Genomic DNA, 15,593 nt, shown 5'->3' with positions numbered 1-15,593 from the left:
GTGAATTATTCTGTAATTGACTATGAATTCTGGTGTTTTGTTTGTATTTGTTTGTAAGGGGAAATTGAATGATTGGTGAATGAATCTATATTCTCTTTTGAATGATGTTGTAAAAAGTGCAACAATTACTGCCCAGATCCTGCCTCTCTCCCTCTGTTGTTGCATAATGTACAGCAATTGAGCCCCTTAAAGGCGATTTCGCAGGAAATGGGCTCGAAATGTTGTACGAACTACAACTTCAAGCTGCAAAATAGCCTTTAGGCGTGTGAATTGTTGTAGCAAAAACAACATTGGTATGCGCAATAGCCCAATCTACCCTATCAAAGCTTAGAAGGGCTTCTTCCAAGTAGGTTGCTACTTAAAAGAAAGCCCTTATTAAACGTAAGTATAGGGGAAACTGTTATCTGCTGAATTTACCGGCTGCGCCGCCAGCAAGTTGCTGTTCAGCAATTTGCACGAGACGACGAGTGATGTTACCACCGATTGCTCCTGTATCACGAGAAGCCATGTAGCCGTAGTAACCGTCTTGAGGAATTTGGATGCCCAATTCTTGAGCAACTTCATATTTTAATTGGTCTAGAGCTTGTGTAGCTTGTGGAACAACTAGTTGGTTGCTGCTACGAGATTGTCCTGATGCCATCTGATATCACCTCCAGTAATGGTAGTATAATCTTTTTTAGAAATTATACTCATAACCTAAATTGGAAATTTTAACCATAATAAAAAACCTTAAAAGCAGGAATGCACAGTCTTTGCTATAATGAGAAAACCGAATAAATGGGAGAGCGGAGGCAGGAGTTATGTTTGATATATCCATAAAGGGCTGGTCCCTAGATAAGGATTTACAAATTATTCAGGCAGATGTCCTCATGGCGGTGGACGATAGTATCATAATTGAAGAGCCTCTCTGTGTAGATGTAGGGCTTCCGGCGTTCTTGTACAGTGCCTTGCGTGATACCGCGCCGAATCGTTTTGCGCCAGCGGATCAATGGGAGCGAATGCCGTTCTTTGTATGCGGCTGCGGAGATCCGGAGTGTAGAGGTTTTTCGTTCGTTGTCCGTCATTTGGCGGATGAACAAGTGGAACTTGCATCTGTTGAAGAGCGCTCTAATGGCACGTACCGCGAACTTGAAACGCACATGATTCCTAGCTTGGAGTACAGCGAGAAGGTTTTGGCGATAGGCGAAGCTTATCTTGCGTTTATTAAAGATTTGGACTATCGGCCTTATTTCGGTGATACAGTGAAAGTTGTGGAAGATCTTGTAAATCAAATACATCAACAATTACGGAGTGAATAAGATGGCAGCAGTGAAATATTATGTGGTTTGGGTGGGGCATCAACCAGGAATCTACCGTACGTGGGCTGATTGTCAGGCGCAGACCAAAGGGTATCCGCAAGCTAGGTTTAAATCGTATGAATCAGAGCTGGAAGCACGTCAGGCACTGGAAAAAGGGTGGCAGAAGTCGCTGAATTTTTCTGGAAATGGGGGGGCATCCGCGACAGCTAAGGGGAAGTCTGCTACCCCTGAGACAGCTCCGGAAGTTGATTACAACAGTATCTCTGTCGATGTTGGCTGTTCTGGGAACCCAGGTATTGTTGAATACAAAGGTGTCGACACGAAAACGGGCGAGATTATATTCTATCAAGGCCCTATTTCCAAAGGGACTAATAATTTAGGTGAGTTTCTAGCTATCGTTCACGGGCTCGCTTATTTGCAGAAGCAAGGGAGTAATAAAACGATTTACACCGATTCGGTTACAGCTTTGAGCTGGATACGTAAGAAGGAGGTTTCCACTAACCTAGTTAGGGATGCTTCCACAGAAGAAATTTGGACATTAGTGGATCGGGCGCTGAAATGGCTCAAAACGAACACCTATTCCAATAAAATTGTGAAATGGGATACGCGGAAGTGGGGAGAAATCAAGGCTGATTTCGGAAGAAAATGAGAAAAGTCGAAATTTAAGAGAAAATATCTTCAAATGTATTGACGGGAAATCCTCCCAATGCTAATATACAGTAATTCCTATTAAATTACTCGGCATAACTTTTGATAGAGTTGATAGGAGATAGAGAAAGCATTAGATCGGGAGGGTAACTCATGAAAAGAACGAAATTAGGCGGTTTATTCATCATCTTGGCATTAGTAGGAAGCTTGCTTGCAGCCTGCGGACAAAAAGAGAGCAGCAGCGCTTCGGCAACACCTGCAGCAAGTGCGAAGGCAACGGATGCAGCTAAAGCGGCAGATTTAAGCGGAAAGAAAATTGCACTCGTGATGCAATTCAATACAGGTACATTTTCATCTCAGTATGTAGAAGGTGTGAAGGAACAAGTAGAGAAGCTTGGCGGTAAAGTAACGGTATTCGTGGCTGATACGGATCTGGCGAAAATGTCGTCCAATCTGGATGCAGCGATTAATCAGAAATTCGATGGTATTCTCATCGATCACGGAACAGCGGAAGCGTTGGAAGCAGGCGTGAAGAAAGCACTAGAAAAGAAAATTCCAGTCGTAAGTTTCGATTCGATTCTTTCTGTTCCGGGCGTTACGTCCTTAGAGCAAGGCGATCAGAAGATGGCAGAAGCCACGCTAGAGCAGCTTGCTAAGGATGCCGGAGGTAAAGGGAATATCGTGAAAGTATGGGTAGCCGGCTTTGCACCGATGGAACGCAGACAACTCGCTTACCAAGCTTTCCAAAAGAAATATCCAGACATTAAAGAAGTCGCTGCATTCGGTACAGCCAAAGATCCTGCGTTAGATACACAAACGCAAATGGAAGCGATTCTGAAGAAATACCCGAACAAAGGTGATATCACGGCGGTATGGACAGCTTGGGATGAGTTCGCGAAAGGCGCGTCCCGTGCGATTCAACAAGCAGGCCGTACAGAAATTAAAGTATACGGGATTGACTTAAGTGATGAAGACTTGCAATTGCTGCAAGATCCAAAAAGCCCATGGGTGGCATCAGCTGCTGTAGATCCGAAGGATATCGGTCGAGTACAAGTGCGTTACTTGTATCAAAAGCTGCATGGTGATCAAACGCCAGAGAAAGTGGTATTGGAGCCTGTTTATGTATCCAGAGACCAATTGCCGAAGGACAAGCAAGTCAATACAACGCAGCTTAGCGAATACGTCAAAGGCTGGGGCGGAAGCCAACAAGGCTATACAGACTGGTTGAAAGCTGCAGAAAAAAAATAAAGTTATCCAATGCGGTCCCATCGTCATTATGCGATGGGACTTTCAGATTGAGATGAGAGGTGAATGAAGATGTCGGTAGACAACGGATCTTTGCTGCAAATGAGAGGCATCTCCAAATCGTTCCCCGGTGTGAAGGCGCTGCAGGAGGTTGATTTTGACCTGCAAAACAAAGAAATTCATGCCTTGCTCGGGGCTAACGGTGCTGGGAAAAGTACCTTGATGAAGATTTTATCCGGCGCTTATACCCATGATACCGGTCAAATTTCGATAAATGGCCAGTCTCTCCACATACAGACCCCTAAGGAAGCAATGAACCAAGGCATCTATTGCGTCTATCAAGAAGTTGATACAGCTTTAGTAGCTGGGCTTACGGTAACCGAAAATGTCATGATGGATAAAATGGTTCAAGGCGGGGCCTGGGTCAGCTGGAGAAAGCTGCATCGGGAAGCCGAAGCGATTCTAGCCAAGATCGGGGCTGCGTTCTCTATCCGCAGCAAAGTGGACGAGCTGAGCATCTCCCAGAAGCAGCTAGTCCTTATCGCAAGAGCGATGGCGCACAAGGCCAAGATCATCATTTTCGACGAGCCGACAGCACCGCTTAGTCTGGAGGAGTCAGAGCGGCTGTTCCAGATCATGGACAGCCTGAAGCGCGAAGGGGTGGGAATTATTTTCATCTCCCACCGCTTGCAAGAAGTGTTCCGAGTCGCTGACCGGATCACGATCATGCGCGACGGCCGCCACGTGCTCACGCAGGCGGCCGCAGACATGGACATCGCCGGAGTTATTGAGGCGATGCTGGGCAAGACCTTCACCGAGGAGTTCCCCAAAGCCGATGTTCCTATCGGCGATACCCTCCTCGAGGTGAAAGGGCTGCGCCGCGGCACCAAGGTGCGCGGCGTTAGCTTTGCCCTCCGCCGAGGTGAAATCCTCGGCGTCGTGGGGTTGGTCGGCGCTGGCAAGACGGAGCTGAGCCGGCTGATCTTCGGCGCCGACGCCGCGGACGGCGGCGAGGTGTGGCTCGCCGGGCGCAAGCTCGCGCTGCGCCAGCCGGAGGATGCCGTGCGCGCCGGCATCGCGCTCGTGCCCGAGGAGCGCCGCAAGCAGGGCGTCCTCGTGGAGGAGACCGTGAAGCACAATCTGTCGCTTCCGATATTGCGCAAGCTCAGCTCGCTGGGCTTCGTGCAGCGCGGCGCAGAGAGTGCGCACGCGGCGAAGATGGTGGAGCAGCTGGGCGTGCAGCCCAGCGATCCGAATCGCGTGGTGAAGCATCTAAGCGGCGGCAACCAGCAGAAGGTGGCCGTGGGCAAATGGCTGCCGACGAATGCCGATGTCTACATGTTTGATGAGCCGACCAAGGGGGTCGATGTTGGCGCGAAAAGCGATATTTTCCGCTTGATCGGTCAATTGGCATCGGAAGGTAAAGGCATTATTTATTTATCCTGTGAGCTGAATGAAATTATAGGAATTGCCGATCGCATTTTAGTAATGAGCTATGGTTCTGTGGTGAAGGAGCTCTCCCGCGCGGAAGCGACGCAGGATCTCATTTTAACGTATGCGAGTGCGGGGGAGGCTGAATAGCATGAAGGAAAGAAGTTTAGATTTTACGTTTAAATACGGCGCTTTGTTCATTATTGCGTTGGTGGTTATCGTCTTTTCGATCATCAATGAGAATTTTATGACGTATGACAATATCGCAGACATTCTAAGGTCGATTTCGATTGTGATGTTTGTCGCTATTGGGGTCACGTTATCGCAGATTGTAGACGGTTTTGATCTATCCGTGGGTTCGACGGTTTCATTATCAACGGTGGCCGCGGCGGCTTTGATGGTATGGTACCAACAGCCGCTCATTCTGGTCATCATCGTTCCTCTAGTAATAGGAGCAGTCATTGGTCTTATAAATTCATGGCTCATCGTCAAAATTCGTATTCCGGATTTACTTGCTACTTTAGCGGTGATGTACATCATCGGCGGCGTGCAAAAAACGTATACGAAAGGCTTTTCCATCTATAATAATATGAGATTCCAAGACGGCACGGTGGCCAAAGGGAAGTTTACGCCGGAATTTCTCTGGATCGGTCAAGGCAAGCTTCTTGGCATACCTGTGCCTGTTATTCTTATGATTCTGGCTGTTATCGCTGTGCATGTTTTTCTGACGTACACCCGCTGGGGGCGCCAGCTTTACATAACGGGGGGAAATCGGGAGGCAGCACGTCTCTCTGGAATTTCTGTTAACAAAATTCGTTTAGCGGCCTATGTGCTGTCCGGTATTTTCGCAGCATTCGGAGGTATTCTATATGCATCTCGTGTCGGTTCAGGACAGATTGATGCCGGTGCTCCACTTCTGATGGAAGCTGTTGCCTCGGTGTTCGTCGGGTATTCTGTACTAGGTGCAGGGAAACCTAATGTCATAGGGACTTTCTTTGGCGCTGTATTGATTGGCGTATTGCTCAATGGACTTACGATGTTGAATGTGCCTTATTTCGGATTTGATATTGTCAAAGGCGGAGTGCTGGTGCTGGCTTTGGCCATTACTTTCGTTCATTTGAATCGTCGCAAAGCCTAAAATGGAAAGTTTGTCGTTACATTGACGCGTTATCACACTGAAGTGAGAAATTTTACGAGAAGTGTGGTATGATAGATTCATTATTTTCATATATGAAATGAAATCTAGGAGGAATAAAGAATGGCACATCCAAAACAGCGCAGTGACATGATTAAAAAAGGATTCGACCGCGCTCCGCATCGCAGTTTGCTGCGTGCAGCCGGTGTTAAAGAGGAAGATTTCGGCAAGCCGTTTATTGCGGTTTGTAACTCTTATATAGACATTATTCCCGGACACGTTCACTTGCAAGAATTTGGCAAGCTCGTAAAGGAAGCGATTCGTGAAGCGGGCGGTGTTCCTTTCGAATTTAACACCATTGGTGTTGACGATGGTATTGCGATGGGACATATTGGTATGCGTTATTCCTTGCCAAGCCGTGAGATTATTGCTGATTCCTTGGAAACTGTTGTTAATGCTCACTGGTTCGATGGCCTTATCTGTATTCCTAACTGTGATAAAATTACACCGGGTATGATCATGGGTGCCCTTCGCGTTAACATCCCTACGATGTTAGTGAGCGGCGGTCCGATGAAAGCCGGTAAAGATAAAAACGGTAAATCCATTTCCCTATCCTCTGTATTCGAAGGCGTGGGTGCTTTCCAAGCTGGTAAATTAGATGAAGCAGGCTTAGAAGAGCTAGAGCAATACGGTTGTCCGACATGCGGTTCTTGTTCCGGTATGTTCACTGCGAACTCTATGAACTGCTTGGCTGAAGGTCTTGGTCTTGCTATGCCGGGTAACGGAACAATTCTTGCTGTTGCCGAAGAGCGTAAGCAATTCGTGAAAGATTGTGCAAAACAATTGATGGTCCTCATTGAAAAAGACATCAAGCCTCGTGATATCGTTACCATCGAAGCGATCGATAACGCATTTGCGCTCGACATGGCGATGGGGGGTTCCACGAACACAGTTCTTCACACATTGGCTATCGCGGCAGAAGCGGGCATTGAGTACCCGATTTCACGCATTAACGAAGTGGCAGAACGTGTACCTCACTTAGCAAAAATCGCTCCAGCTTCCGATTATCACATTGAAGATGTGCATCTAGCTGGTGGTGTAAGTGCAATTATTAACGAACTTCTCAAAAAGCCGGGTGCATTTGATGGTGACCGCATGACTGTAACAGCCAAAACGCTGCGTGAAAATGTTGCGGGTTGTGAAATTGTGAACCATGATGTGCTGCGTCCAATTACGAACCCACACAGTGAAAGAGGCGGACTGGCTGTTCTGTTCGGTAACCTTGCTCCTGAAGGCAGTATTGTTAAGGTCGGCGCAGTTGATAAATCTGTTGGCGGACGTCACGTTGGTCCAGCTATTTGCTTCAACTCGCAAGATGAAGCTTTGTACGGTATTGCGAATGGTCATGTTAAAGAAGGCCATGTTGTTGTTATCCGTTACGAAGGTCCGAAGGGGGGACCTGGTATGCCGGAAATGCTGGCTCCTACTTCCCAAATCGTAGGTATGGGTCTTGGCGCGAAGGTTGCGTTAATTACGGACGGACGTTTCTCCGGCGCATCCCGCGGGATTTCGATCGGTCATATTTCACCGGAAGCGGCAGAGGGCGGTCCTCTAGCTTTCGTACATGATGGAGACATCATTGATGTGGACATGGACGGCCGTAAAATCGAACTACAGATCAGCGACGAAGAGTTCGCGAAACGCCGTGAGAGCTGGACAGAGTTCCAACCGAAAATCCAAACCGGATATTTGGCGCGCTATACGAAAATGGTAACCAATGCTAGCGCTGGCGCTATTCTGAAGTTTTAATTTATAAAAAAGGAGTCTCGCTGTTTGTAGCGAGCTCCTTTTTCGATTGGGGGGAAATTTGCTGTTGAATGCTCAATTTTTGTTCACGACTAGTTTGCAAAGTAGCAAATGAAAGTAACAAATGCAAAATGTGCAGCAAATTATGTAGTTGCATATCATTTTGAGTAGAATAGTTTCGTACATCAAATTTTCATGCTTTAGCTCAAAATGGCTAGTATTGGAAGATTTTACTGCACTCTTTACATGATCTACCTGGAAACGTCGATTTGCCCGGGATTAGCTGTATTTTTTACATCAAACCCACAGTCGACTGCGCTCAGGGCGTTGAGCATTGATGGAGGCGACTGCATGTCGTTATCCCTATATGCTCAGATCCAAAATCTCCTTTTAAGCTGTAAAGAAATGCATGATAAGCAATGAACCCGCCAGTACCGTTACAGCAACTACGATGGAGAGAGTCAGCACGAAGCGGGCTTTAAAGATGGACAGCATCATCAGCGTGCTTTTGACGTCGATCATCGGGCCGAACACAAGGAAAGCCAGTAAGGAGCCTGGCGAGAAGGATTTAGCAAAGGAAGCAGCCACGAAAGCATCTGTTGTGGAGCACAGGGAGAGCAGGTAGGCAAAGCCCATCATGAACACATGTGAAATGAAAGGCCCCTGACCGATCGCAGATAAGCTGTCTTGGGAGACGAAAGTTTGAATAAGAGCGGTCAGGAAAGCGCCCAGCATCAAGTATTTACTCATTTCGAACAGCTCGGTCGTACCGTGGCTGAACATTGTCATGACGCGACTACCGCCGTGTGAATGATTGTGGCCATGGTGGTGATCGTGATCGTGATGATGATCGTGATTGTGATCGTGTTGATGATCATGATTGTGTTCATGTTCATGATGATTCTCATGGTTAAGGTTATGTCCATGATTATGATCATGGTCGTGAGTGTGAGTGTGACTATGGTCGGCGTGATGTCCAGGGCTGGAACCCCCATGGTTGTGATGGTGGGTGTTTCCCTGATATTCAACAGGATGACGTAAAGGACTGCTCTTCAGGAAACGTGTCAACATCAGTCCTACGATGAGCGCCACGCCAAAGGTAAGCCCCATTCGCGAATAGGCCATCGAAGGCTCGCCGCGGAAAGCCATGAACGTCGAGGCAAAAACGATGGGGTTCAGAATCGGACCGACTAGAATGAAGATGACGGCAATGTACACGGGCATTCCTTTACGCATGAGCCGGCGAACAAAAGGAATCATTCCGCATTCGCAGAGCGGGAACATGATGCCAAGAACGCAGGCAAATAAGATACCTCCAAGTGGATGCCGCGGCGTCATACGTCTGATGAACGTCTCAGGAATGAAGTTTTCAACGACGGTGGATAGAAGGACACCTAGAAACATAAAAGGCAATGCATCGAGAAAGATATCCATGAAGGCTGTAAAAACGTGTTTGATTTCATATGTGACCAAGCCCATAGGTGGAAGCTCTCTTGTTGTCACGATTAAGATTAAGAGAAACGCGCAAATCACGGTGGAGATTGGAAGGCTCCAGCGATATAAAGTCGATAGCAATTCGATGACACCCCTTTGTCCGTTGATGCGTCCACGAAGGACGCGGAGTTATTTTATGCATAGAAAGGCTAGTATGATCTATCCTATGTACATGCAGGTTCAGTTAGGACAATGTCCTTGATTGACAATGAATTGTAAGGGTGTATAATAATATAAAATCAATTCGCGATGATAGGAACAAGTAAGTTTGTCATCTGTTTCTCAGAGAGCCGGTGGTTGGTGTGAACCGGTGAAACAAGCAAACCGAATGGATCCTTGAGCATGAGGCTGAACACAGTATGCAGGTTGCCGGAACCTAGGCCGGAGAACATCCTCATCTGTCCAAGTATGCCAAACGGCAGCTCCCCGTTATCAGAGCCTGAAGGTCTTGTTGAACAATTGTTCACGGACAAATTAGGGTGGTACCACGGTCTCTCGTCCCTTGCGGGGAGAGGCCTTTTTGTTGTTTTTTTAGACCATAAGATAGAAATCTGGAGGGATTATCCAATGAAACGAGTATTATCCGGTATGCAATCCAGCGGACAGCTGACGATTGGCAACTATATTGGCGCACTGCGCAATTATGTGAAGCTGCAGCATTTGCATCGCTGCTACTTTATGGTCGTGGATATGCACGCTATCACGGTTCCACAGGATCCGGCAGCTCTGAAAGAGCAAACAGAGTCCATCGCTTCGCTTTATATTGCTGCGGGACTAGATGCTAGCAAAGCATCCATTTTCCTGCAGTCCCATGTTCATGCGCATGCTGAGCTCGGCTGGATTATGACGACGTTGACGCATATGGGAGAGCTGGAGCGTATGACGCAGTTCAAGGACAAATCCGAAGGCAAGGATTCCGTCGGTGCCGGCTTATTTACGTATCCATCCCTGATGGCAGCAGACATCCTGTTGTACAATGCGGACCTTATTCCGGTCGGAGATGATCAGAAGCAGCATCTGGAGTTGACGCGCGACTTAGCGAACCGCTTCAATAACCGTTTTGGTGAAATGTTTGTCATGCCGCAGCCTTATATGCCAGAAGTCGGTGCGAGAATCATGTCATTGGATGATGCATCCAAAAAGATGAGCAAAAGCAACCCAAATGCCGGCAGTTACATTGCCATGCTGGATGAGCCCGATGTCATCCGTAAGAAGCTTAGTCGAGCAGTCACAGATTCTGGCCGTGAGGTAAAGTATGATCCTCAAAACAAGCCAGAGGTTAGTAATTTAATGTCAATCTACTCACACTTTGCCGAAATGAGCCTAGTGGAGATTGAAGCCAAATACGAGGGGCAAGGCTATGGTCCTTTCAAAAAGGATTTAGCTGAACATATCGTGGCCGTTCTAGAGCCGATCCAACAACGTTATCGTGAAATTCGCAGTTCAGGCGAAATTTTCGACATTTTGAAAAAAGGGGCACAGGAAGCTGCTGAGGTAGCTGATCAAACTCTGCTCGAAGTGAAGAAGCGGATGGGCTTCGTCGTTCTGTAAAAAGCAAAAGAGCTCAATCAGCTAGTATAGCTGTTTGAGCTCTTTCTCTTATTGACGATCGAGTTGTTTCCTTCGTTAAGACCGCGTATTCTTCTTGCGAATCTTCGCTTTAACCGCAAATCCATATCCGATAAAGCCTAAGGAGATGATGGAGCAGGCAAGAATCATCCAAGGCTGTCTAAGGGCAATGAATAAGCTGATGGAGGCGAGTAGCAGGGTGCCAACAACAGCGAAAAGAAGAGCGAGTGGTTTGCTCATGAATATGACCTACTTTCTAGAAGATTGAACAGTGTCTTCTTATTTTAAACTTTTTTGATCGCCGTGCATATAAATTCATTTCCTCCACATACTATCTTTGCAAGCTTGCAAATACATCAAAGATTATAGCTGACTGAAAGGAGTCTGATCCTTATGGCGCAAAATCGTAGCAGCAACACACTGGTAGTTCAACAAGCCACTCAAGCTTTAGATCAATTGAAATATGAGGTAGCTCAAGAACTGGGCATCCAAATTCCTCAAGATGGTTACATGGGTTATATGGCTACTCGCGATGCTGGTGCAATCGGTGGTAACATTACTCGCCGTTTGGTACAAATCGCTGAGCAAACGCTAGCCGGACAATCTGGCTTCCGCAGCTAGATAGCCTGACTTCGTCAATAGTTTTCCCAATTTAAGTAACAATAAAGCCCAGGGGCCAAAACCTCTGGGTTTTTTTCTTCGTGCGCCTCACCACAGTCGTAAAAAATATATTGACATCAATTTAGTTAGGTTCCATACTATATATATGACCAACGAAAATAATACAGTAAATAAAATTGAAGCTATTCCCTCTCTTGCACAATCCAAGCGTCAGATTGATCGTTATAATCTAGACGTAGACGCACAGGCTGTGCTCGTCGCATCTAGGCTGATGGCAGCGGGAGCCAAGCTTGGACATGCTTCGGAGATTCATTTCGCCAGATTCGGTTTATCAACAGGGCGATATCGGTTATTAGCTGATCTTGAAGATAACGAAGGAGAAGTGTTGCCCTCGCAATTGGCGGAGCATTTAGGTATTACACGTGCTACAGTGACTGGTCTTATCGACACGCTTGAGCGAGATGGCCTCGTATTCCGGAGATCAAGTTCAGTCGATGGCCGACAGAAAGCGGTCATATTGACAGAGCAAGGAGCGAAGAAGCTCCATGAAATGGCCCACGAGCATTTTGCGCGGCTAGAAGCCATGGTGGGCTTACTCAGTATCGAGGAACGCAGCGTATTTCTCGATCTGCTCGGCCGAGTTACACAAGGCATCTCAGCGCTAACGGATGAACCAGTCGGATTAAAGGAACAAATCAGTAATGAGTAAAATGGGCTAGTGAAGCTAGCCTATTTTCACTCTTTTATAGTTAGCTTCCTAATTATATGGAGGCAATTGCTGAATAATTAATAAGAAGAAAGGAAGGATGTAACTGAATGAACAAGACGGAATACCCGAATAAGACAGAACGTCTTTACGACATCAAGGCAGCTGGTTCTGGCGCAAAGACTTTTGTACTGTGGCGTGAAGTTATTATGGCTTATGTATCTCCTGCCATTATGGCAGGTATCGGGGGATTGATCACTGCTGACAAGGGGCTCCAATTAGCTGCTTTGACTACAATCGGTGGAACATCTGCTTTGATAGCTTTGATGCTTGGCCTTTGGCTGCGCATTCGGGGAGGTCGTAAACGGTGGCTCGTCGCCGCACCTCACTTGGTTGTGGTTGGGCTGTTCGCATTGATGGGAGCCATGTTGGGCCTATGCGCCGCTTGGGCGACAACTAACTTACTGGGAATTATTATTCCTATCGATAATTTGGTTTGGATCGATCGTATATGGATCGATTTCCCGTTATCCGGAGTGATTGCCAGCACGATAGTAACATGGAGGTGGCGTCTTGCCGTCAAAACTAATTTATCATTTCAAGGGAGAAGATAAAAATGATCGTTATTCTTGGAGCAACAGGTACGATAGGTAGTGCGCTTTTGAAACGTTTGGTTGATCTTGGCGTGCCCGCCAGAGCACTGAGCAGAGAGCCTGAGAAGTTAAGTGCTCAGATCGGGGATAAAGGCTGGTCGACGATCGAGGTCGCATCGGCGGATGCTTCCGACCACGAATCACTGCGCCGCGCGTTTGCAGGAGCTAGCCAGCTCTTCCTCGCCATGTCCAACAGCCCAAATCAGATCGAATTGGAGACTTCGATCATTGCGATTGCTGCCGAAGCTGGCATCAAGCACATCGTAAAGATATCCAGTCCTGCCTTTGAGAAGAGATCTCCAGTAGCAGTGGCAGACTGGCATCAAGAAATCGAGAAAACTTTGAGTGAATCGGGTCTTACTCATACTATATTGCGCCCCTATGCGTTCATGCAAAATTTATTGCGTCTTGTACCAACGGTCACAACCCAAAATATTTTCTTCGGCGCCATGGGCGATTCACCTTGTAACTTCATTGACTGTCGCGATATCGCAGATGTTGCCGCTGAGGCTCTGACCAATCGCGAGGCAGCAGGCCAAATCTATACACTTACGGGTTCAGAGATTTTTAGCTATCCCCAGATCGCAAGTAAACTATCCGCACTGCTTGATCGGCCGATAAACTACATCAACATGGAGCCCGAAGTACTACGCAATAATCTAATCGAGTACGGGCATATGCCTCCTTGGCTTGCGAGCCACGTTGTGGAAATTCAAACCATGTCTACGGTAGTGCTAGAAAGGCCCACGGACACAGTAAAGCGCTTGCTCGGTAGAGAGCCTCGCACGCTAGACGCTTTTCTGCAGGAGCATGTACAATATTTCCGGTAGCGGAGGAACAATGATCGCAACCGATTGAGTTGGAGGCGTAGGGTAAGGTAATACGAACTCGTAGCTTTCCCTACCATTGAGAGAGGGGGGTTCATCGAGTAGGCCCATGCGCTGTTGCAAGGGCCTCTCGCAGAATCGCACACGCGACTCCTTCTTGATTATCAGATTGCTTCTAATATAGATCCACTTTTAGCTTTTTTTCAAGTCTAGTGTCATTCACCCAGCCCACATAAGAATCGAGTGTTTGGAAATTGTGATCCATCAAGACAACGCCGACGAAAGGATACTGCTTGCGGTGGCGATAACGCACATCAGCCCATCTTACTTCGTAGCCCCAGCGATGTTCTTTTACTTCCGCACAGGTGAAGGACGAGAAGTAGAGTAAGGCTTGGATGTCTTCGTGATTCTTGGACGCCTCGATGGCTGGGTGGTCTTCACATTTGATGGTGTCGATCCACCGAAGCTTTGAATTCTTCAGTTCACCCAACTGGAAGGTGCCGTCAGTTCTGCGTTTTACAACGTTCCACACATAGAGGTTGAATGTTACAATAAGTGTGTATTTATCCCCGGGCATATGGGTAGGGTCTTTGCGATAAAGCCCTTTTTCTACGATGTAATGGTCGAGAGAGCGCCAGATGTAATATAGGGCGATAACCCCGTACAAAGACGGGAATACCAGCTTTGGACTAGCGACATGGAAGGACCACATGAAAATAGCTGCGATGTGGCTTGAAAAGATAAAGGGATCAAAGATGTGTATAATGTTCCAAGACACCCACTTTTCAGAGAATGGCCGGAATGCTTGTGTACCATAGGTGTTGAAGCAATCTGTAAAGACGTGAAAACAAACGGCGATTCCTACCCACATACCCAGGTGCAGCAGGGAGATTCCATGGAAGAACAGAGCAAGAGCTCCAGTGATCAGCAGTGTCCATAAAAGTAAAGCTGGCAAGGAGTGAGAGCGGCCACGGTGATTTCGAATGTAAGTGGCGTTCCCTTTAAAACGAAGCAGCCCGTCCACATCCGGAATCTGTGAGCCAATAACCGTTCCAATGAAGACCGCAGTGGTTGCCGCTGAATCCGCAGATACGCTAGGGTCAATTTGTGACAGTCCCGCTAACCCTAAACCAATAACGAGATGAGTGCCTGTGTCCAAATGGGTTTCCTCCTAAGAATTTTCCGTAGGGAAAATTTTCTTCGTAAGCATGGGCTGAGTTTTCCTTATCCTTATAAGACGACAGAATCATTTATCCTTGTAAGCATGGTCATTTTTCCGTCTTTTTATTAGTTTACCATTTTGGAGCAAAAAATAAATCAGAGGGAGATCTAAAAATGTCCAAAGTTTTTGTAGAGTATGCCATAAAACCCGCTTTTCGGGAGTCTTTTCTCATCTATATGCAGGAATGGAAGCGGAGGGAAGGGCGATTGGAACTGTTAGAGGGAACCGATCAGGAAGGACTTTTTGTGGAAATTTGGAAGGATGTTACGTATGAGGAGTATCTTACTTTGAAACAAGAACGTTTGCATGGAACTGAAGATGCTTCACATCAAGCCCTATGGGAAGAGTGGATTGAAGGCGGGCTGCGCAAACTGCATATGTGGCATTTCACAGAAGTGACTTCTTCATGACAAAAAAGCCGCTGCTCTAACGAAAGAGCAAGCGGCTTATATTTTGATTTAACCATTATCTCCGTGGGCCGACTCCACCTGTGTAAGGATACATGTAATTAAGTTCCTCGTCGAATGTAATGTAATCTAGATTTACCATGAGCAATAAGTAACGCATGCCAGTAGCTGGATCGCTGATGATGATATGATCACGTCCTGCTGCCTCCAGTTTGCCTTTGAAGATTTTGGCATTCCATTGCGAATTATTCTCGTATGTCATGTAGATGGTAGCCATTTTGCCAAGGTTCAAACGGAGAATATTTTCGATATAAGATTGTTCCATGGGGAGTTGACCAGGTACATTTACACCGGTTTGCAGACCGCCAGTAGGTGTAGGTGCTCCGCTTGGAACAGGTGGATTATTGGCACCCATTCCCATTGTTGGAACGGGATAAGCCGGATAAGGATATCCATAAGGGGCTTGCGAGGTCATGCCTTGGTTTCCGATTTTGTAAGGACTATTCATCATGTTTGTATTTCCTCCTTGAG

General features: G+C 46.9%; 17 protein-coding genes and 1 other annotated feature. Of the genes, 12 read left to right on the top strand and 5 right to left on the bottom strand.

The features are described 5' to 3' along the window. Positions 1 to 400: 400 nt before the first annotated feature. Entirely contained in the window at positions 401 to 640 is a 240-nt protein-coding gene (locus tag G519_RS0111635; protein WP_029194830.1) for an alpha/beta-type small acid-soluble spore protein, read from the bottom strand. Positions 641 to 800: 160 nt separating this feature from the next. Between G519_RS0111635 and G519_RS0111630 the strand changes: the two genes are divergently transcribed. From G519_RS0111630 to ilvD, 6 genes are all read left to right on the top strand, one after another. Next, positions 801 to 1,298: a hypothetical protein gene (locus G519_RS0111630; protein ID WP_029194829.1), complete on the top strand. Its 498-nt coding sequence runs from the start codon at positions 801 to 803 to the stop codon at positions 1,296 to 1,298. A gap of 1 nt (position 1,299) precedes the next feature. Next, positions 1,300 to 1,947 (top strand): ribonuclease H, encoded by a 648-nt coding sequence (rnhA, locus tag G519_RS0111625; RefSeq protein WP_029194828.1) that lies wholly within the window; start codon positions 1,300 to 1,302, stop codon positions 1,945 to 1,947. A gap of 152 nt (positions 1,948 to 2,099) precedes the next feature. Beyond that, entirely contained in the window at positions 2,100 to 3,194 is a 1,095-nt protein-coding gene (locus G519_RS0111620) for a sugar ABC transporter substrate-binding protein (protein WP_029194827.1), read from the top strand. Between the two features lie 69 nt (positions 3,195 to 3,263). Further along, positions 3,264 to 4,772, top strand: coding sequence for a sugar ABC transporter ATP-binding protein (locus G519_RS0111615; protein ID WP_029194826.1), 1,509 nt, complete (start codon positions 3,264 to 3,266; stop codon positions 4,770 to 4,772). Between the two features lies 1 nt (position 4,773). Further along, the gene (locus G519_RS0111610) at positions 4,774 to 5,760 is read left to right on the top strand and encodes an ABC transporter permease (protein WP_029194825.1); all 987 of its coding nucleotides are present in this window, start codon (positions 4,774 to 4,776) and stop codon (positions 5,758 to 5,760) included. A 120-nt stretch (positions 5,761 to 5,880) separates the two neighbouring features. Beyond that, the gene (gene ilvD, locus G519_RS0111605) at positions 5,881 to 7,566 is read left to right on the top strand and encodes a dihydroxy-acid dehydratase (protein WP_029194824.1); all 1,686 of its coding nucleotides are present in this window, start codon (positions 5,881 to 5,883) and stop codon (positions 7,564 to 7,566) included. Between the two features lie 387 nt (positions 7,567 to 7,953). Here ilvD and G519_RS0111600 read toward each other — a convergent pair whose 3' ends face one another. After that, entirely contained in the window at positions 7,954 to 9,138 is a 1,185-nt protein-coding gene (locus tag G519_RS0111600; protein ID WP_029194823.1) for a permease, read from the bottom strand. 159 nt (positions 9,139 to 9,297) lie between these two features. After that, positions 9,298 to 9,563 (top strand) — a binding site (T-box leader). A gap of 61 nt (positions 9,564 to 9,624) precedes the next feature. On the opposite strand from G519_RS0111600, the gene trpS reads away from it, so the two are divergent. Next, positions 9,625 to 10,608 carry a tryptophan--tRNA ligase gene (gene trpS / locus G519_RS0111595; RefSeq protein WP_029194822.1) on the top strand — a complete coding sequence of 328 codons (984 nt, stop codon included), beginning with the start codon at positions 9,625 to 9,627 and terminating at the stop codon, positions 10,606 to 10,608. 75 nt (positions 10,609 to 10,683) lie between these two features. On the opposite strand, the gene G519_RS0111590 is transcribed toward trpS, so the two are convergent. Continuing rightward, complete coding sequence (locus G519_RS0111590; RefSeq protein ID WP_029194821.1) at positions 10,684 to 10,866, bottom strand: DUF5325 family protein; 183 nt, start codon at positions 10,864 to 10,866, stop codon at positions 10,684 to 10,686. Positions 10,867 to 11,019: 153 nt separating this feature from the next. Here G519_RS0111590 and G519_RS0111585 point away from each other — a divergent pair, with 153 nt between their 5' ends. The 4 genes from G519_RS0111585 to G519_RS0111570 all read left to right on the top strand — a co-directional run bounded on the left by G519_RS0111585 (position 11,020) and on the right by G519_RS0111570 (position 13,436). Then, positions 11,020 to 11,247: a small, acid-soluble spore protein, alpha/beta type gene (locus tag G519_RS0111585; protein ID WP_029194820.1), complete on the top strand. Its 228-nt coding sequence runs from the start codon at positions 11,020 to 11,022 to the stop codon at positions 11,245 to 11,247. Positions 11,248 to 11,392: 145 nt separating this feature from the next. After that, on the top strand, positions 11,393 to 11,956 hold the full coding sequence (locus tag G519_RS0111580) for a MarR family winged helix-turn-helix transcriptional regulator (protein ID WP_029194819.1): 564 nt from the start codon (positions 11,393 to 11,395) through the stop codon (positions 11,954 to 11,956). Positions 11,957 to 12,063: 107 nt separating this feature from the next. Further along, positions 12,064 to 12,567, top strand: coding sequence for a hypothetical protein (locus G519_RS0111575; RefSeq protein WP_029194818.1), 504 nt, complete (start codon positions 12,064 to 12,066; stop codon positions 12,565 to 12,567). 2 nt (positions 12,568 to 12,569) lie between these two features. Next, positions 12,570 to 13,436 carry an SDR family oxidoreductase gene (locus G519_RS0111570; RefSeq protein ID WP_029194817.1) on the top strand — a complete coding sequence of 289 codons (867 nt, stop codon included), beginning with the start codon at positions 12,570 to 12,572 and terminating at the stop codon, positions 13,434 to 13,436. Positions 13,437 to 13,608: 172 nt separating this feature from the next. Here G519_RS0111570 and G519_RS0111565 read toward each other — a convergent pair whose 3' ends face one another. Then, the gene (locus G519_RS0111565) at positions 13,609 to 14,592 is read right to left on the bottom strand and encodes a metal-dependent hydrolase (protein WP_029194816.1); all 984 of its coding nucleotides are present in this window, start codon (positions 14,590 to 14,592) and stop codon (positions 13,609 to 13,611) included. A gap of 176 nt (positions 14,593 to 14,768) precedes the next feature. Here G519_RS0111565 and G519_RS0111560 point away from each other — a divergent pair, with 176 nt between their 5' ends. After that, positions 14,769 to 15,065 (top strand): hypothetical protein, encoded by a 297-nt coding sequence (locus tag G519_RS0111560; RefSeq protein ID WP_029194815.1) that lies wholly within the window; start codon positions 14,769 to 14,771, stop codon positions 15,063 to 15,065. 55 nt (positions 15,066 to 15,120) lie between these two features. Here the strand turns inward: G519_RS0111560 and gerQ are convergent, their stop codons facing one another. Further along, positions 15,121 to 15,573 carry a spore coat protein GerQ gene (gene gerQ, locus G519_RS0111555; RefSeq protein WP_036632711.1) on the bottom strand — a complete coding sequence of 151 codons (453 nt, stop codon included), beginning with the start codon at positions 15,571 to 15,573 and terminating at the stop codon, positions 15,121 to 15,123. Positions 15,574 to 15,593: the final 20 nt, after the last annotated feature.

Source organism: Paenibacillus alginolyticus DSM 5050 = NBRC 15375 (assembly GCF_000422905.1).
Classification (GTDB): Bacteria; Bacillota; Bacilli; order Paenibacillales; family NBRC-103111; genus Paenibacillus_E; species Paenibacillus_E alginolyticus.
The sequence above is the reverse complement of the archived record's forward strand: the minus strand, read 5'-3'. Positions and strand labels throughout refer to the sequence as shown.